This window comes from Roseomonas sp. CAU 1739 (genome assembly GCF_039839775.1).
Taxonomy (GTDB): Bacteria; Pseudomonadota; Alphaproteobacteria; order Acetobacterales; family Acetobacteraceae; genus Neoroseomonas.
This window is the reverse complement of record NZ_JBDOQQ010000001.1, coordinates 362993-380425: the sequence shown is the minus strand read 5'-3', so window position 1 is coordinate 380425 and position 17433 is coordinate 362993. Positions and strand designations below refer to the sequence as shown.

Genomic DNA, 17433 nt, shown 5'->3' with positions numbered 1-17433 from the left:
ACGCAAACGTTAACGGAATGTTCCCGACGCTGGAAAGCAGGAATTACGTGAAAGAACTTGAAAACGCCGGGGATGTGTTGTTGGCGCATCACCTCGCACCGCGGAGTCCCTGAAGGCAGGCGGTTCTCCCTGCCATGCACCGATGGCATGGCCTCTGACACATCACCGCCGCGCTTTGCCGCTATGCCCCCGCCCGGCGCACGGGAACGTCCCGCCGCGCCGCGCCTGGAGCCTGTCGTGTCCATCCTGTCGACCCTGCCTTCCGCTGCCACCCTGCTCGACCCCGCCAACATCGCCGGCTTCGTCGCACTCGGCTCCTCCGTCACCTGGCCGCTGCTGCGTCGGCGCAAGGCGATCCTCGCCGTCCAGGTCGCGGGATCGCTGCTGTTCGGCCTGCACTATGTGCTGCTCGGTGCCAGCACCGCCGCGGCGATGTGCATCATGGGCGCCTTGCAGGGTGTCGCGCTCGTCGTGCTGATCGACCGGCGGCAGCGCATCGGCGTGGTCGCCACCACCATGGCGGTCGCGGCGATGGTCACCGCCCTGACATGGACCGGCCTGCCCTCGCTGCTGTCCCAGGGCGGCCAGGCGATGTCGGCGATCGGGCGGTTGCAATTGGACACCCAGCGGCTGCGGCTGTGGTTCCTCGCCTCAGTGGCGTTTTGGTGCTCGCACAACCTGATGGTGGGCTCGGTGTTCGGCCTGGCGTCGGACACGCTGGCGCTGACGTCCCTGCTGGTCGGCCTGTGGCGGGGCCGGATCGCCAGCGCCGCGCCGCGCCTGCGCGACGCGGCCGCCTGAACGGCACGGCCGCTTGGCGGGCGCCCCCCTGGCGCCGCAACCGACCGTGCCGCAAAACTGACATGCCCGCCCACCGGCGGCATGAACAGGAGCCCCCATGGACCATCCCCTGCGCATCGGCATCTGGGCCCTGGTGCATGGCAACCGCGCGGCGCTGCACGACCCGGAGGAACCCTATGATGCCTCCTGGCGGCGCAACCGCGACCTGGTGCTGGAGGCGGAAGCGCTCGGCTATGACTGCGTGCTGGTGGCGCAGCACACGATGAACCCGCATCACCCGGATCTCGGCCAGCTCGAGGCCTGGACATCCTCCGCGGCACTCGCGGCGCAGACCAAGCGGATCGAGATCATCGCGGCCATCAAGCCGATGCTCTACCACCCGGTGGTGCTGGCGAAGATGGCGACGCAGATCGAGGAGATCAGCGGCGGGCGCTTCGCCATCAACCTGGTCAATGCCTGGAACCGCAAGGAGATCGAGGACGCCGGGCTGGTCTTCCGCGAGCATGACGAACGCTACGCCTTCGGCGCCGAATGGCTCTCGGTGGTCGAACGGCTGATGCGCGGCGAGACGGTCGACCACCACGGCACCTACTTCCAGGTGAAGGACTATGTGCTGAAGCCCGCCGGGCAGAAGCGGCCGCGCCCGACCATCTATATCGGCGGTGAATCGCCACCCGCGCGGGACCTCGCCGCCGCCCAGGCCGACGTCTGGTTCATCAACGGCCAGCCGCTGGAGAGCGTCCAGGCGCTCATCGCCGATGTGCGAGCCCGGCCGCGGCAGGGCTCGCCGGTGCGCTTCGGCCTGTCCACCTTCGTCATCGCGCGGGAGACGGAAGCCGAGGCACAGCAGGCCTATCAGCGGCTGCTCGCCCTGGCGAAGCAGGACACCGACATCAAGGCCTATGTGAAGGCGAACACCGATCCGGCCGTCGCCATGCGCAAGACCCAGGCGAAGTATGAGACCGTCGGCACGAATGGCGGCACCGCCGGCGGCACGGTCGGCAGCTACGACCAGGTGGCCGAGCGCATCGCGCAGTTCCACGCCGCCGGCATCGACACGCTGCTGACGCAGTTCCAGCCCTTCGAGCCGGAGATGCGTCGCTTCGCCCGCCACGTCATGCCGCGCCTGCAGACGCTGCGGGCGGTGCGGCGCGACCTCGCGCCAAGCCTCGCCTGACTGCCCGGCCATGCCAACAGACCCGCCCTTGGACGCCGGCCCTCCCGCCATGCAGATGTTGCTGTTCGAGGACAGGCTCGACCCGGCGGTGCCGCTGGTCCTGCCGCCGGCGGTGCGCGCGCTATACCTGCGCGACGGCGAAGCCGTCATCGGCGAGCGGAGGCTCACCGCCGATGAGGCAGTATTCAGCGCGGATCGCGTCGTGGTGACCGGCACCGGCACGCTGTGGCGCTTCGAGGTGACGGCGCGGCCCGATGGCTGGCAGCCCTCGCCCGAGGAGCGGATGCGCCTTCTGCTGGCCCGCCCGCTGCTGCGCGATCCGGCCCTGCCCTTCGTCCTGCGGCTCGACCGGGTGAACTTCACGCCCGGTGTCGAAACGCCGCGGCATGGCCACCATGGCCAGGGCATCCGCCGCCTGCTCGATGGGCGCCTGCTGCTGACGATCGGCGAGCGCGTGGAACGCCGCCAGCCCGGCGAGGCCTGGTTCGAGACCGGCGAGGAACCCGTCGCCGCGCGCGGCCTGTTGCCCGGAACCGCCTTCATCCGTGCCCTGGTGATGGATGCCGCCCTGCAGGGCCAGTCGAGCTTCCGCGCCTGGACGCCCGAGGATGCGACGCGGCCGCGCGGCGTGACCTATCGCCTGTATCTGGACGAGGTCACGCGGCTTCGCTGACGCGATGGACGACGCGGCCGCCGACGATGGTGATCGCCGCTTCGATGCCGGCGATCGCGGCATCCGGCACGGTCATTGGATCGGCGGTCAGCACCGCGAAATCGGCGAGCTTGCCCGGTTCGATGGAGCCCTTGCGGTCCTCCTCCATGGTCAGCAAGGCGCCGTGGTTGGTGACGGCGCGCAGTGCCTCCTCGCGGGTCAGGGCCTGTGCCTCGGCGATGGGGCGGCGCTCGGCGGTGCTCATGCGCGTGACCGCCTGCGCCACCGGATGCCATAGCGAGATCGGCACGTTGTCGGTGGCGAGCGAAACCGGCACCCCGGCATCGCGCAGGGCGCGCAGCGGGACGATCGCCTCCTCATCCGGCAGGCCGTGGCGCGCCTTCAGCAGATGGCCTTCCTTGGCGATGTAGCGGTTGGTGTGGGTGGTCACCACGAGCCCGAGGTCGCGCACCAGCCCGACCTGGTCGCGCGTCAGCACGGCGATGTGGCCGAGCACCCAGCGCAGGCCGCCTATCGGCGCGATGCGGTCTACCTCAGCGAACAACGCCAGCATGTCGGGCCAGATGCCGGTGACGCGGATGCCACGGCGCGCGCAGGCGACCAGCACCGCCTTCGCGCGATCGCGCGGCAGCCCCATGTCGTAGTTGAAGCCGGCCCAGCCGGTGGTCGGTGCGGCAGCGCGGATCGCATTGTCCGGGTTGCGCCCGATCTCGGTGATCAGGCCGCCGACCCGCAGCATGTCGTCGCCCAGGCCGCGCCCGGACAGCCAATGCGCCCAGCCCTCGACCAGCCGGTCCGCGTCCACATCCTCGACGCCGCGCCAATCGGGCGAGAAGACGAGGTTGGAACGCATGGTCAGCCGCCCCGCCTCATGCACCTGGCGGTAGGCCTGCAACACCTCGGCAGCGACGCCATGGCCTTCATAGACGCTGGTGGTGCCGAAGGCATGGTAGGCAGCGGCCGCGGAAGGCAGCGTCGCTGCGCGTTCCGCCACGGTGAAGCCGGGGGCCATGCGCAGCAGCGAGAGTTCGACCAGCGGCATGAAATGCTGTTCGCGGAAGATGCCCGTGGGGTTGCCGGTGGCGTCCTTGTCGATCTCGATGCCGGCGGACGGCGGCACGGTGTCGCGGCCGATCCCGGCCAGCGCCAGCGCGCGCGAATTCGCCACCGACACCAGCGGCAGGGTGTGCCGCCAATAGCCCCAGATCGGCTTGATGTAGACGGGGTTGTGCGGTGCCGCCTCGTCCAGTTCCTGCCGCGTCGGCCAGCGCCCTTCGGCAAGGCCCAGTTCCGGGTCGCGATAGAAGGGCGGTTCGCCGAGCGGCATGGTGACGATCCACGCGCCGGGCGGCATGCTCCGCCCGATGTCACTGATGCGCGCCTGCACATCGGCGATGGACCGGCATCCCGACAGCGAGGGCAGGATCTGCCGCAACCCCGCACGATCCATATGTGCGTGCCCATCGATCAGGCCCGGCATCATGGTGCGGCCGGCGAGCGCAATCTCCTCGGTGCGCGGCCCGCGATGGCGTTCGATCGCCGCGTCAGGACCGACGGCGAGGATGCGGCCATCCCGCACCGCGACCGCCTGCGCGACCGAGAAGCGGTCATCGACCGTCAGGACCTTGCCGCCCGTCAGGATCAGGTCAGCGGCGATGGCGTCCATGCGGCGCGGCTTTCCGATGTGATGCCCCGCCAGGGTGAGTCGCTCCGGCAGCCGGGTCAACGGCAGCGTGCCACGCAAAGCGGTGGCATCGCCGATCGCCGCGGGATAGTCAGGCGACCATGGGAATGACACGCCTGCTGCTGAACCTGTTCGGCCTGGTCTTCGTGCTGCCCATCGGCCTGTCCGCCGCCCGGCATGTCAGCCGCGACGTCGGGACCGATTGGTGGGCCGCGGACCGTTCCTCGGCTGGCCTGCTGCCGCCGGCCGCGTCGGCACCGCAGGCCATGGTGCGGGTCTTCGCCGCCCCGACGGTGCGGTGGCGCGGCATCGTCGCGGTGCATTCATGGGTGGTGCTCAAGCCCGCCGGCGGCGACGCCTATACCCGCTACGACGTGACGGCCTGGGGCGATCCCCTGCGCGTGAACGGCTTCGTGCCCGACGGTCGCTGGTTCGGCCGCGACCCGGAGGTGATCTTCGCGGCCGATGGCCCCGAAGCCGACGCGCTGATCCCGCGCATGCAGGCCGCGATCGACGCCTATGCCTGGCAGCGGCGCGGCGACTACCGCGCCTGGCCCGGTCCCAATTCCAACACCTTCGTCGCCGCGGTGCTCGAAGCCGTGCCCGAACGCGGCATCGCGCTGCCGCCGACGGCGATCGGCCGGGACTTTCCCCATGACGGACGCTGGCTGCGCGCCACGGCGCAGGGTTTGGGATTCCGCCTGACGCTCGGCGGCTATGCCGGCGTGACGCTCGGCACAGTCGAAGGGATCGAGCTGAACATCCTCGGCGCGGTCGCCGGGATCGACGTATTGCGGCCGGCGCTCAAACTGCCAGGCCTCGGCCGCATCGGCCTGCCGGTGGCGGAAGCGCGCGTGGCCGATGGCGCCGACTGATCGATACCGGATCCATCAGGTCTGATGGTGGCTGGGCGGTGCTGGAGCATGCTGCGGTCGCATGCGCTCACGCCACATGCACCAGCCTGATGTTTTGAGAGCATCTTCACGCGTCCAGATGATTCCATCTGAACGCGATCTGCTTCAATCCGCCAACCGATACCGCACATAGACGCCGGCCCGACCCTCATTCCAATTGGCCGCCCGGTCGTAACGCAGCATCGCCCCCAGGGCGAGGTCACGCGACAGCGCATATTCCAGGTCGCCGCGGAAGCTGCCGATCACCCCACTCTCGCTCTGCGAAGGATTGACCGTGATCAGCAGCGGGTTCTGTGCTCCCTGCGCGACGAGTTGCGCCTGCAGGCCCGAATTGCCCGGGAAGACCGGCGAACTGTCCTCCGACCACACGGCGTAGCCGATCGACCCGCCGAGCCGCCAGGACCAATCCCCCGACTGGGCACGCCAATCGACCGGGATGTTCAGCGCCGTGTAGCTCTGCGGGCTGAAATACCCGCCCTGGCCCAGGGTGAAGAAGCGCAGGTTCTTGTCATAGGCGAAGTAGACCAGGTCGAGCCCGACCGTGACCGATTCATCCGGCCGGCGCATCACGGCATAGGACCCGCCGGCACCGGCTTCGATGCGCGAATTGTCCTCCACGCCGCTGCCCTGGAACACCGCATAGCCGCCGCCGGCATACAGGCTGCCATTGCCCTGCGCGTATTCCACCTGCGCGCGGCCGCCAGTGCGCACCACCCCGCCCCAGGTCTCGCCGGTCAGGCTGTCCCGCTGGCCGGCCCAGGACAGCAGGCTGTCGGTCACCGCGCGGCGCTCGCCGGCAACGCGGACCCGCCAGCCACCGCCGAGGCCGGGCGAGACTTCCACCCCGCCGACCACATTGTTGAACCGGAAGCCGATCGGCGTGGTGCCGACATCGGCGCGGAACCAGTCGCGCTGATAGGCGAGGTTGAGCCCGACGCCGCCCGCCGTATCACCACGCGGCGCCAGCATCCCACCCGGATAGGCGATCGGATTGGCGCCGAAGGATTGCAGCGAATTGAGATCGGCCGGCAGCGTGCCGGAACTGATCGAAACCGGCGTGACCGTCGCCGCCAGCCGACCACCGATGCCGGGCACGCCGATCGAGGCCTCGATCGGCATCGCCACCTCGTTCAGCCGATCGAGCCCCGCCGTGCCGGACCGTGCGCGGACATAGGGCGAGGCGGTGAAGCGCGTCGCCGTCGCCTCGCGCGCCGCTTCCAGTTCCCGCGCGATGTCGGCCGAGAGCGGGTCGCGCGCGAGCGGTGCGCCCACGGTCATGCCCGCGCTGCGGAACGGGTTCGAATCCACCATCTCGCCGGGAATGAAGGCCATCGGCACGACTTCGCCGATCTGCGACCGACGCTGTTCCTCGGCCAGTTGCGCGGCGCGCAGCGCGCCTCGGCCATCGCCCTGCGCGCGCGACAGCCGCGCCTGCATCAGCGAAACGCGCGCCTCGTTCGGCGCCAGCGCGCGGCCTTCATCGACCAGCGCCTGCGCCTGCCGCCAGTCGCGCGCGGCGATCGCCGCATCCACCGCCCCGGCCCGCGCATTGAGGTTGCGCGGGTCACGCGCCAGCACCGCCTCGGCGATGCGCTGCGCATCCTCGGGCCGGCGTGCGCCCTCGTACAGCCGTGCGAGGGCGAGGTTCGCCGCCGGGTCATCCGGCGTGCGCGTCAGCACCGGCCGCAGCCGGTCGAAGCCGGCGGCCTGGTCGCCCGATTCATTGGCACGGTCGGCGGCGCGCACGGCGATGCCGGCCAACAGCGCATCCGCCTGGCGGCGGTTCTCGGCGGACAGGGCGGGATCGGCGGCCAGGCCGCGCACCAGCGCCGTGGCCTGCTGCTCCAGCCCTGCCTCCAGCAGCGCGCCGCCGATGGCGAGCCGTGCCGTCGGCGACGGCGACCTGTTCACCGCCAGGGCGACGCGCGCCGCTTCCTCGGCGCCACGCGTATCGCGCAATTGCCCGAACGCGCGCACCACCGCCGCCGCCGCCGCACCCGAAGCATCCTGCCGCGCGGCGATGGCGAGCAGTCGCTGCCGCCCTTCAAAGCCGCCGATCGCGGCGGCCTCATCGACCTCGGCGGCGACGCGCGTGCGCTGCGCCAGCCGTGCCATGTCCGGTGAACGCCGCCCCGGCGGCACCCGCCCGATCAGCGCGGCAGCATCGCCGAGCCGCCCCTGCTCCTCGGCGAACAGGGCCGCGGCGAACAGCGCATCCGACCCGGCGCGCGGTTCGGACAGCGGCGCCTCGATGATGGCGCGGGCCTCCGACCCCTCCCCCTGGCGTGCGAGCGCACGCGCGAGGTCGAGACGGATCCAGGGGTCATTCGGCGCCCCCCCCAGCGCGCCGCGCAGCAACGCGACGGCTGTGGCCGAATCAGGGGCCCGCGCCGCTTCCGCCCGCAGGCGCGCGCCGGCGCCGCCGCCCGCGCTTGCCGTGGCCGGCGCCGCGGCCCGCAGCCGACGGGCGAGGTCATCGGCCTCCGCCGTGCGCCCTTGTTGGCGCAGCGCGCGTTCCAGCCCCTCCATCGCCGGCTGGAAATTCGGCCGGCGGGCGAGCGCGGTGCGGAAGCGCTGTTCGGCCGCCGCGGGATCGTTGCGCCGCAGCGCGATGTCGCCGAGCAGCGCCTCGGCATCAGTGCGGTCGGCGGCGTTGCGCGCCACGGCGCGGCGCAGCGTTGCCTCGGCCGCATCCAGTTCGCCGCGCCGCAATTGCGCGCGCCCCTCGGCAAGCTCGGCGCTGTAGGACGCGCCATCCAGCGCCGCGCGCCAATTCGCGGCGCGCGACGGATCGGCGGCGATGGCGCGTTCCAGCAGCCCGCGCGCTTCCGCCGAGCGGCCTTCGCGCAGCCGCACCAGTCCGAGGCCGCCCAGCGCATCCGCATCCTCGGGATTGCGCGTAAGCGCCGCCTCGAAGGACTGCGCGGCGTCGCGCAGGCGGTTCGCCTCCAACTGGTCGAAGCCTTCCTGGCGCGTCGCCGCGCCAGCTTCCGCCGCGCGGCGCGTCGGGTCGCGCACTTCTGCCAGCCGGCGTTCGATTGCTGCATCCCCTGGTCGCACCGCGAGGAAGGCCTGCAAGGGCGCTTCTGCCGCCGGCCCGGTGCCGAGCCACAGCAGCGCCTGCCGCCAAGCCTGCACTGCCTGTGCCGACGTGGCCGGGTCCCGCGCCAACTCCGCCAGCTGGGCGATGCCCTGGGCGCGCGTCGGCTCCCGCCAGGTCAGCACCTGCGCCGCGGCAACACGCGCGCGGCCATCCTGCGGCCGCCGGGCGGCGAGTGCAGCAAGCTGCCGCCGCGCTTCCTCCCACCCACCTTCGGTACCGGCCAGGGTCAGCCAGTACTCTGCGGCATAGGCGTCAGGCGGGGCGCCGCCGCCGAAGGCATCGCGATAGCGCGTCAGCGCCTCCGGCACGCGGCCGTCGCGCGACAGGCGGCGGGCTTCCTCGATCGCCTCGCGGTTCACGGCGGCTCCGCGCAGGGCTTCCTGCGCCGTCGCCGTCGCAGCAGCCCCGGGGGCAACGGCACGCAGCCGGGTCAGCAGCGCTTCGGCCGCCTGGCGGTTGCCCTGTGCGGCCTGCGCCGCCGCGGCACCGGCCAGCGCATCCGCATTGCGGGGGTCGGCTGCCAACACGCGCTCGAAGGATTGCAGCGCGAGGTCGGGGCGGTTCTGTTCCTGCCAGAACCGCGCCTGCTGCAACAGCACGGCCAGCGCGCCATTGGTCTGCGACAGCGCAGGTCCGGCCAGTGCCACAGCGGCGACCGCGCCGAGCAGATTTGCCCGCACTCGATGACGCCTGTTCATGCGCCGTGCCCCCGCAATCGCCGCACTGCACGTCGGCGCAGCGCCACCAGCACCGGCACGCCGATCAGCAGGCTGGCACCCACCATCAGCAGCAGCAAGGCCCAAGGCTGCGCGCCGAGATAATGATTCGGCCACATCCAGAAGGGCAGTGCGCCGACACCGTAGGACGATGCCGTGCGGAATGATTCGATGCCATCGCCGGTCAGCAGCGCCAGGTCGCCTTGCACCCGCGGGATGCGGGCGGGGTCGCGCAGCGCCTCGGCCATCGCCTCCAGCGCGGCTGGCGTCGGCGCGGCGATCGCCACCACGGACCGACCGGCACGCAGCGGCGATTGCGCCGCGGCCACGAAGCCCAACCCTTCCGCCGGCGCGGACAGCAGGGCGGCCGCGCGGATGCGTTCCTCCGGCGGCGGACCATCCCAGATCAGCCGCGCGAAGCCTTCCATCTGGTCAGGCAGCGACATTGCAAGCCGCCCGGACTCATCGATGCGCAGCGGTGCCTCGCGCAGCAGCGTGCCCAGGGCGGGCTGGCGCTGCAGCGTGCCGATGACGATCAGGTCGCGATCTGCCACCTGTTGCACTTGGCCCGGCCGCACCACGGCCAGCCCGGTCGCCGGCACGCCCACCATGTTCGACAGCCCGCCGACGACGCCGAGGAAGGCGCTGACCTCGACCGGCGAAGGCCGGTCCGGCATCACCACCGCCGTCTCCGACAGATCGGCGAGGCGGGTGAAGGGAAAGCCCGCGCTGGCGAAGAAGGCAAGGTTCGGTAGCATGGCGAAGCGATGCGCGCGCGACAGGTCGATGGTGCTGCCCGGCTCGACCATCGCCTGCACATCGGCCGGCACGGCGACGCAATCGCCGCGATGCATCGGCCGCATGTCGAAACGCAGCTGCAATTCATTGCGGCCGGACACCAGCCAGGGCGGTACCTGCGTCGAGGTCTGCCGCGGCAGCTGTTCAACACCCACCTGCCGCAGCAGCCAGGTCCACGGCCAGCTTTCCTGGTCGCGCAGCGGTACGGCGCGCAGGAAGCTGCCGCTCACCGAGATGTCGAGCCGTGATACCTCCACATCCAGGATCGGCCCCGGCGGCGCGCGGAAGCGCAGGTCCAGCGGGAAACCATGCTGGCGCCAGGTGGCAAGATCCGGCGCAGTCCGCAGCGGCACGGTGATTGGCCCCGGCGCATAGCCGGTGACCTGCAGGTCATTGCGTTCGACCAGTTCGCCGAGGCTGACCGGGCGATCCGTCGGCAGCCAGCGTGGCGCCTCATAGGGCCGGCGTTGCGGCGGCCGCGGCGTGGCGACGGTGGCACTGGTGCCAGACAGCAGCTGCGGCGCGACGGACAGCGCCATCGCCGCGGTCGCGGCCTCGGCCGGATTGCGACCGGCGAGCAGCAGGATCATTCCATCCGGATCGCGTGGGTTGGCGATGATCGCGACGGTCGGGCCGCTGATGGTCGGCAGCGACAACCCCTCTGGCGCATCCTGCGGCGTCGCGACGACCACGGCATTGCCACTGCTGGGCAGCGCGGCAGAAACCGGAAAGCGTGCACCGCGATACTCCGCCTGCAACGCGAACCAGGATGCGGCTACGGCTGCGCCGCGCAACACCTCGTTGCCCGCGGCGTCGGGCAGCACAAAGGGCAGCACCAGTGCCTCGCGCAGTTCGCGCGGATCGAAGAAGGGCTCCGGCAGGCGCGCAAGGTCGGGCGGCAGCGGCAGGTGCTCCACCGTCATCTGCAGGGTGGAGGTGTCAGCCACCGTCATCCACAGCAGGTCCGACAGCGGATCGTTGCATTCGGCCCGGTAGCGGCCGCTGAAAGCGAAATTCAGCCGGTTCATCTCGGTGAAGAAGGCCGGGCTGATCGGATATTCCAGCGGCCCGAAGCTGGGCCGCGCCGGGTCCGGCTGCACCACGCCGAGCAGCTGGTCGTTCAGCGTGACGGTGAGCTGGCTGAGCTCGGGCACCAGCGCCGGTGATATTGCGCCGGAGAAGACGAGGCGCGCCTCGGTCACCACCTCATCGCTGCGGATGCCGAACTGCACGCCCTGCAAGGGTGATACACCGCGCAGCCGCATCGGCCCGCCGAGGCCAAGCTGTCGCAGCGTGCGCACGATCCGTCGCGATTGGCTGGCGGGCGTCGGTATGGGTGCCGCCGCCGGAGGTGGGATGGACGCGGCGGGATCAAGCCCGAGCACCGCCGGCGGCGGCAGGGTGATGGATGGCGCCGGATCGGGCTGCGGGACCGCCGCTGCGGATGGCGGTGCGGCGGGTCGCGGTGCCGGCCGTTGCGCCATGGCGGGGGCCGCGACGCAGACCATGGCGAGGAGTGCGAGACCACCGCCGGTCGGCATCCGCCCACGCGGGGCCAGCACTTCGGTGCGCCGTTCCGCCGCTACCGGATCGACCGGGCGACGCAGTGCCTCCCGCCGCTGGCGTCGGGCGCGCCACCAGGCGAAGGACAGCTGCGAACGCCCGGTGAAGACCGCGCCCATCGTCGCCACCACTTCCACCAGCGAGCGCAGCGGGCGGTCGCGGCGATGATGGTCCCAGCCGAGCCAGGCGTCCGCGCGGCCGAACACGGCCCGCACGATCGTCGCTTCATCCTCGACCGTGGCCGGGCTGAACAGCAGCTGCGCCTCGCCACCCTCGATGCGCAGCAGCGTCGCCGGGATGGCGAGGGTCTCCGGCCCCATCGGCAATTCCAGCAGCACCGGGGTATCGGGCGGCAATGCGATGCGGTCGGCCAGCACCAGCCCCGCACCGCCCAGCGACAGGTCCTGCGTGCGCGCATCGACCCGCTGCCCATCCGGCAGCGTCAGGATCGCCGGCAGCGCGACATCGACGCGGGCGCGCATGCGCAACTGCCGCCGTTCGCGCCCCACCGCGACCGAGGCCAGGGTGGGCACCAGGCACAGCGTCGCCCAGATGCCGTTCAGCAGGAACGCCTGGCCCTCCAGGCTGCCCCAGGGATTGGTGGCGACGCCATGCACGCCGGCCGCGACACCGGCGATCAGCAGCGCCGCCAGCACGGCGCTCGGCCATACGGCACGCCAGTCGAAATATCCTTCCGGCAGCAGGCCGCCCTTCTCCGTCACGTTGAACTTTCCCTTCTTGGGGTCGAGCAGCGTCGCAAGCGTCACCGGCAGCAGCCAAAGGGCGAGCACGGTCTCGTAGATTTCACTCCAGAAGGAATGGCGGACGCTGCCGGCGACACGGCTGCCCGTGGCGACGGCGTGGAAGATGTGCGGCCCGGCATAGGCGACGATGGCGAGCGGCGAGGCCGCGATGACGCTGTGCCCGAGCAGCAGGAAGGCGAGCGGTGCCGACAGGAACACCACGCGCGGCAACGCGAACAGGAAGTGGAACATCGCGCTGAAGTAGCAAAGCCGCTGCGGCAGGCTAAGGCCCGGTCCGAACAGCGGATTGTCCACCCGCATGATCTGCAGCATGCCGCGCGCCCAGCGCATGCGCTGGCCGATATGGATCATCAGCCGTTCGGTCGCGAGGCCGGCCGCCAGCGGCACGCGCAGATAGGCGGTGTTCCAGCCCAGCCGCTGCATCTTCAACGAGGCATGGCAATCCTCGGTCACCGTCTCGGTCGGCACGCCGCCGGCTTCCAGGATCGCTTCCCGGCGCAGCACCGCGCAGGACCCGCAGAAGAAGGTGGCGTTCCACAAATCATTGCCCGGCTGCACCAGGCCGTAGAACATCAGCCCTTCATTCGGCACGTCGCGCCCGTTCGACAGGTTCCGCTCGAACGGATCGAGCGAATAGAAATGGTGCGGCGTCTGCAGCATGCCGAGCTTCTTGTCGCGCAGCATCCAGCCCAGCGTCATCTGCAGGAAGGCGCGGGTGGGCACGTGGTCGCAATCAAAAATGGCGACGTATTCGCCATCGGTATGCGCCAGCGCGTGGTTCAGGTTACCGGCCTTCGCCCCCTTGTTGTCCGGCCGGATCATGTAGCCGGCGCCGCATTCCTCGGCGAAGTCGCGGAAGGCCGCGCGCCTGCCGTCATCGAGGATCCAGACGCGCATCTTCTCCGGCGGCCAGTCCATCGCCAGCGCGGCCAGCACGGTCGCCCGCACGATCTCCAGGTCCTCGTTGTAGGTCGGGATGAAGACGTCGACGGTCGGCCACGTGGCAGGGTCGGGCGGCATGGGCGCCGGACGGCGGTCGAGCGGCCACAGCGTCTGGAAATACCCCAGCAGCAGCGACAGCACCGCATAGGCCTCGGCCAGCACCAGGCCGATCATGAAGAAGCCCTGCCAGAAGGTTTCCGGTTCCAGCGTGTCGGCGACGCGCCAATGCAGGTAGCGCAGCGAGACCACGCAGGACAGCATCGCCAGCACCACCGTCACGCGGCGCCCGGAAAAGCGGTTCAGCACCAGGAAGGTGACGATGCCGCCCAGGGCGAGCAGCGTCTGGTCGCCGGCGTCGAGCGGCGTGACGATGACGACCAGCGCCAGCACCAGCCCCGCCAGCGCCGCGCCCCCATGCAGCAGGACCGACGCCCCCCTCACGAGCGCACCCAGGGAAACAGCGGCGAGGTGACCGCCTGGGGCGGTGGTGGCGGCGCAGCCACCGGTGGCGGCAATTCACGCAACACGCTCGCGGCCAGGTCGGCGATGTCGCGCGCCGCCACGCTCGACGGCGCGTGCAGGCCGACCGGCCGCTGGCAGGCCAGCGCCTCCGCCACCGCATCGTCGCGGCACACCGCCCCGACCAGCCGCGCGCCGAGATGCGCCGCGACCCCTTCGGCCGCCGCGACCGACAGGCGCGAATGGCGATCCACCTGGTTCAGCACCACCCGCAGCTTCGGGCCGTTCAATGCGCCGAGCGTGCCGCCGCCAAGGAACCGCCCGCTCTCGATATCCGGGATCAGCGCGGTGCTGGCGGCATCGGCGAGCAGCACCGCGAGCACCAGCGCGGCCTGTGGCGCCAGCACGGACAGCGCGGCGGAGGCCCCCGGCGGCGTATCGGCGAGCACCAGCAGCGACGGGTCCGCCAGCATGGCGCGCAGCGGCCCGGCCAGCGCCTCCGGATCGCGGTCGATCAGCGCGGCGATGGCCAGCGCGCCGCGCATATCCGTCTCGCCATGGGGCAGCAGGGCGATCCCGGCGGGTGTGGTGCGCATGCAGCCGCGCCAATCCGGCCGGTCCTGCAGGCGGGTGACGAAGCCGGCGCCATCGGTGATCGGCAGGCCCAGATGCAGGCGCAGCGCGTTCTGCGGGTCGCAGTCGATCGCCAGCACCTGGCGGCCGGCGCGCTGCAGGGCATGGGCCAGACCCGCGGCGAGCGAAGTCTTGCCGACGCCACCCTTGGGCGAGGTGAGGCAGATCAGCGGCATTCCAGTCAGTGCTCCGCGGGGTCCGCGGGGCCGGCAATGGCGCGGCGGAGGTTCAGGAATGGCTGCGCGGAAGCCGGGGCCGACGACACCGATGCGCCGCCCTGCGCCAGGGCCTGCGCAAGCAGCGGGAAGTACGGCGCCGGCGCGGCCTGCGGCACCGGCCGGGCAGGCACGGGCGCCGTGACGAAGGCCGCGGCCGGCACCTCGGGGGTGGGCGAAGCGGGCGGCGCGGCGGCCACGAATTCGGGCGGCGGCGCCGGAACGGCCGGGCGGGCGACGGCAGGCGTTGCAATGACGGGCCGCGCGAAGGACCTGTATGTCAGTCGCCGCAGGCCGAGCCGTGCCGCAAGCGCGGCAATATCCGGGTCACGCTCCATCACGTCCCTTTCTTCAAGGCTACCCCAGGCGTCGATACGGGCCGCGCGGCAGTCCGGCACCGATCCCGTCCGTTGCGCGGCAGGCCTGGCGTCATGCGACCTCCACCCCCGTCGCGCCGCAGGCAACCCGCGCCAGAATCGTCAACGACGCCGAATAGTAGTCACCGGATGCGTTGACGGACGGTAACGTCGCCGTGGCGCCCGGCCCGGCGATGCGCGCCTGCGCGAAGGCAGCGATCGCCCGCATGCCGGGTGACGCCGCGAAATCCGCGGTGTTGCCGGTGACGAGATCGACCCAGGCCGGCGGCGCCGTCCAGCGCGGATCCGACCAGAAGGCGAGCGCGCCGAGCAGCGCCGGGTGCGACACCGCGCCCGCCCAGGCGAGGGACAGCGGCACGCGCACGGCGTCGAAGGAAAACCGCGGTGGCCAGGCCGGCGGCATCCTGAGCGGCGCGCCGGCCGACCGAGGCAGCAGCACCCAGTCGGGGCTCAGCCCCCAGGCGCCGAACCGCGCGCGCTGCAGCAGCGCCAGGCTTTCCTGCGCGATCGCGGGCCAGCGATCGCCGGGCATGGCCTCGGCCAGCGCCGCGAAGGCCGGCAGCACGAGGTAGGACGGGTTGAGCACCATGCCGTCGGCGGATTCGAATCCGCCTGCCCCGGGCAGGAGCGTCGGGCCGCCTGCCGTCTCGCGCAGGGTCAGGCGCAACAGATCGCGCCCGATCGCGACGGCCAGCGTTCGATACGGCGCATGCCGCCAGCGCGCCTGCGCCATCAGCAGCCCGAAGGCGATATACAGGTCGCCATCCGTCGCGTTGTTCGGGTCCGCCACCGCCGGCACTGCGCCAGGGCGATACCGCCAGGCATGCAGATGGTCGGTGCGCCGCTTCAGCACGCGCTGCGTCCAGGCCAGGATGCGGTCGAAGGCCGGACGGTCGTCGAAGGCGGCGGCGAACATCAGCCCCCAGCCCTGGCCCTCGCTGTGGGACACGCCTCCATTGCCGGTGTCCAGCAGGCGCCCTTCCGGGGTCAGGAAGCGGTCGCGGAACAGCCGCCATTCATCGGCGGCGGCGGCCCCGGCAGTCGCGGCGGCGACAAGCCCGGGCAGCGCCGCAAGCGCGCTACGGCGTGGCATTCCATTCGATGGGCCGCGCTGCTGCCCGCTCAGTCGCATGCTGTCGGACTCCGCCGTCACTCACGCCAAGGTTGAGCACGCGCACGATTCTGGGTAGCGCCTCGGCAGTATCCGTCGGGAATGTCACTACATCGTGACCAGCGGCCGGGGCCGGGCGCGTCACGGTTCAGGCCGGTCGTCCAACGCCGGCTCCGAATGATTGCGGGCCAGGATCCGGAATGTTGCGTTGCAACATGTCACTTGACCCAAGTCATGAAACTGGCCAGTTTCGAATTTGAAAACTTCCCAGTTTCCTTTTGGGGCCCCTCATGCACGCCATCGTCTCGCCGCGCTCCCCGCTATTCCGCCGCCGCGCCGGCCTGCGCGGTGCGGCCGCGATCGTCGCCCTGCTCGCCATCGCGGCGTGTGACGGCAAGCCGACCGGGGCGGCCAATGCCGCACCCGCCGCGCCGCCACCGCCCCAGGTCACCGTGGTCACGCTGCGCCACCAGCCTGCGGCCGTGACGACCGTGCTGCCCGGCCGCACCGCCGCCTACCGGGTCGCCGAGGTCCGCCCCCAGGTCGGTGGCGTGCTGCGCGAACGCCTGTTCAATGAAGGCGAGGCCGTCACCGCCGGCCAGCCCCTGTTCCGCATCGACCCCGCCCCGTTCCAGGCCGCGCTGGAGACGGCCGAGGCCGCCCATGCGCGCGCCGAAGCCACCGCCCAATCGGCCGAGCTCACCGTCACCCGTTATCGCCCGCTGGTGCGCGCACGCGCCGTCAGCCAGCAGGATTTCGACCTCGCGGAGGCCGCGCTGCGCCAGGCGCAGGCGGATGTCGCCTCTGCCCAGGCGGCGGTGGACACGGCGCGGATCAACCTCGGCTACACGGTGGTGAATTCGCCGATCGCCGGGCGCACCGGGCGGTCCTCGGTCACCGTCGGCGCGCTGGTTACGGCGAGCCAGGCGAGCGCCCTCGTCACCGTCACCCAGCTCGACCCGATCTATGTCGACATGACGCAGCCGAGTGCCGCCCTGCTGCGCCAGCGCCGCGACATTGCCGAGGGCGTGCTGCGCCGCGACGCGGCCGACCGCACCTCGGCGGTGCTGATCCTCGAGGACGGCACCGAATACCCACAGCGCGGGGTGATCCAGTTCTCTGAGGTCATCGTGGACCAGGGCACCGGATCGGTCACGCTGCGCGCCGTCTTCCCGAACCCCGACGGGCTGCTGATGCCCGGCATGTTCGTTCGGGCCCGCGTCGAGGAAGGCACCATCGACCAGGCCCTGCTGGTGCCGCAACAGGCCGTGCAGCGCACGCCGCGCGGCGAGCCCATGGCCTATGTGGTGAATGCCCAGGACGTGGTGGAACAGCGCATCCTCAAGACCAGCCGCGCCATCGGCACGAATTGGCTGGTGACGGATGGCCTCGCCGCCGGCGACCGCGTCGTGATGGAAGGCGTGCTGCGCATCCGGCCGGGCGCAAAGGTGGCAGCCTCCGAGGCGCCACCGCGCCCCGGCCAGGTCGCGGCGGCGAATTGAG

The 17433-nt window shown here is 71.5% G+C and carries 11 protein-coding genes; 5 read left to right on the top strand and 6 right to left on the bottom strand.

Annotation, left to right across the window (positions count from 1 at the left end; genetic code table 11):
* Positions 1-237 precede the first annotated feature (237 nt).
* The 3 genes from AAFN86_RS01755 (at position 238) to AAFN86_RS01745 (ending at position 2651) form a co-directional block, all read left to right on the top strand.
* Entirely contained in the window at positions 238-801 is a 564-nt protein-coding gene (locus tag AAFN86_RS01755) for a YgjV family protein (RefSeq protein ID WP_347541481.1), read from the top strand.
* Between the two features lie 97 nt (positions 802-898).
* The gene (locus AAFN86_RS01750; protein WP_347541480.1) at positions 899-1978 is read left to right on the top strand and encodes an LLM class flavin-dependent oxidoreductase; all 1080 of its coding nucleotides are present in this window, start codon (positions 899-901) and stop codon (positions 1976-1978) included.
* 49 nt (positions 1979-2027) lie between these two features.
* On the top strand, positions 2028-2651 hold the full coding sequence (locus AAFN86_RS01745; protein WP_347541479.1) for a hypothetical protein: 624 nt from the start codon (positions 2028-2030) through the stop codon (positions 2649-2651).
* Here AAFN86_RS01745 and AAFN86_RS01740 read toward each other — a convergent pair.
* Positions 2635-4317 carry an amidohydrolase family protein gene (locus tag AAFN86_RS01740; protein ID WP_347541478.1) on the bottom strand — a complete coding sequence of 561 codons (1683 nt, stop codon included), beginning with the start codon at positions 4315-4317 and terminating at the stop codon, positions 2635-2637. The genes AAFN86_RS01745 and AAFN86_RS01740 overlap by 17 nt on opposite strands.
* A 125-nt stretch (positions 4318-4442) precedes the next feature.
* Here AAFN86_RS01740 and AAFN86_RS01735 point away from each other — a divergent pair, with 125 nt between their 5' ends.
* Positions 4443-5210 carry a DUF3750 domain-containing protein gene (locus tag AAFN86_RS01735; protein ID WP_347541477.1) on the top strand — a complete coding sequence of 256 codons (768 nt, stop codon included), beginning with the start codon at positions 4443-4445 and terminating at the stop codon, positions 5208-5210.
* 144 nt (positions 5211-5354) lie between these two features.
* Here the strand turns inward: AAFN86_RS01735 and AAFN86_RS01730 are convergent, their stop codons facing one another.
* From AAFN86_RS01730 to AAFN86_RS01710, 5 genes are all read right to left on the bottom strand, one after another.
* On the bottom strand, positions 5355-9050 hold the full coding sequence (locus AAFN86_RS01730; protein WP_347541476.1) for a cellulose synthase subunit BcsC-related outer membrane protein: 3696 nt from the start codon (positions 9048-9050) through the stop codon (positions 5355-5357).
* Positions 9047-13576: a UDP-forming cellulose synthase catalytic subunit gene (gene bcsA / locus AAFN86_RS01725; RefSeq protein WP_347541475.1), complete on the bottom strand. Its 4530-nt coding sequence runs from the start codon at positions 13574-13576 to the stop codon at positions 9047-9049. Before bcsA ends, AAFN86_RS01730 begins: the two co-directional genes overlap by 4 nt.
* On the bottom strand, positions 13573-14403 hold the full coding sequence (gene bcsQ, locus AAFN86_RS01720; protein WP_347541474.1) for a cellulose biosynthesis protein BcsQ: 831 nt from the start codon (positions 14401-14403) through the stop codon (positions 13573-13575). Before bcsQ ends, bcsA begins: the two co-directional genes overlap by 4 nt.
* Positions 14404-14408: 5 nt before the next feature.
* Positions 14409-14780, bottom strand: a complete 372-nt coding sequence (locus tag AAFN86_RS01715; RefSeq protein WP_347541473.1) for a hypothetical protein — start codon at positions 14778-14780, stop codon at positions 14409-14411.
* A 91-nt stretch (positions 14781-14871) separates the two neighbouring features.
* Positions 14872-15912 carry a glycosyl hydrolase family 8 gene (locus tag AAFN86_RS01710; protein ID WP_347541472.1) on the bottom strand — a complete coding sequence of 347 codons (1041 nt, stop codon included), beginning with the start codon at positions 15910-15912 and terminating at the stop codon, positions 14872-14874.
* Positions 15913-16220: 308 nt separating this feature from the next.
* Between AAFN86_RS01710 and AAFN86_RS01705 the strand changes: the two genes are divergently transcribed.
* A complete protein-coding gene (locus tag AAFN86_RS01705; protein WP_347541471.1) occupies positions 16221-17432 on the top strand; it encodes an efflux RND transporter periplasmic adaptor subunit in 1212 nt (403 codons plus the stop codon).
* Position 17433: the final 1 nt, after the last annotated feature.

What these genes read in the sequence shown, in the direction of transcription:
- AAFN86_RS01750 (WP_347541480.1), top strand. Translation starts at nt 899, where the DNA reads ATGGACCATCCCCTGCGCATCGGCATCTGGGCCCTGGTGCATGGCAAC.
- AAFN86_RS01745 (WP_347541479.1), top strand. Translation starts at nt 2,028, where the DNA reads ATGCAGATGTTGCTGTTCGAGGACAGGCTCGACCCGGCGGTGCCGCTG.
- AAFN86_RS01740 (WP_347541478.1), bottom strand. Translation starts at nt 4,317, where the DNA reads ATGGACGCCATCGCCGCTGACCTGATCCTGACGGGCGGCAAGGTCCTG.
- AAFN86_RS01735 (WP_347541477.1), top strand. Translation starts at nt 4,443, where the DNA reads ATGACACGCCTGCTGCTGAACCTGTTCGGCCTGGTCTTCGTGCTGCCC.
- AAFN86_RS01730 (WP_347541476.1), bottom strand. Translation starts at nt 9,050, where the DNA reads ATGAACAGGCGTCATCGAGTGCGGGCAAATCTGCTCGGCGCGGTCGCC.
- bcsQ (WP_347541474.1), bottom strand. Translation starts at nt 14,403, where the DNA reads ATGCCGCTGATCTGCCTCACCTCGCCCAAGGGTGGCGTCGGCAAGACT.
- AAFN86_RS01715 (WP_347541473.1), bottom strand. Translation starts at nt 14,780, where the DNA reads ATGGAGCGTGACCCGGATATTGCCGCGCTTGCGGCACGGCTCGGCCTG.
- AAFN86_RS01710 (WP_347541472.1), bottom strand. Translation starts at nt 15,912, where the DNA reads ATGCCACGCCGTAGCGCGCTTGCGGCGCTGCCCGGGCTTGTCGCCGCC.
- AAFN86_RS01705 (WP_347541471.1), top strand. Translation starts at nt 16,221, where the DNA reads ATGCACGCCATCGTCTCGCCGCGCTCCCCGCTATTCCGCCGCCGCGCC.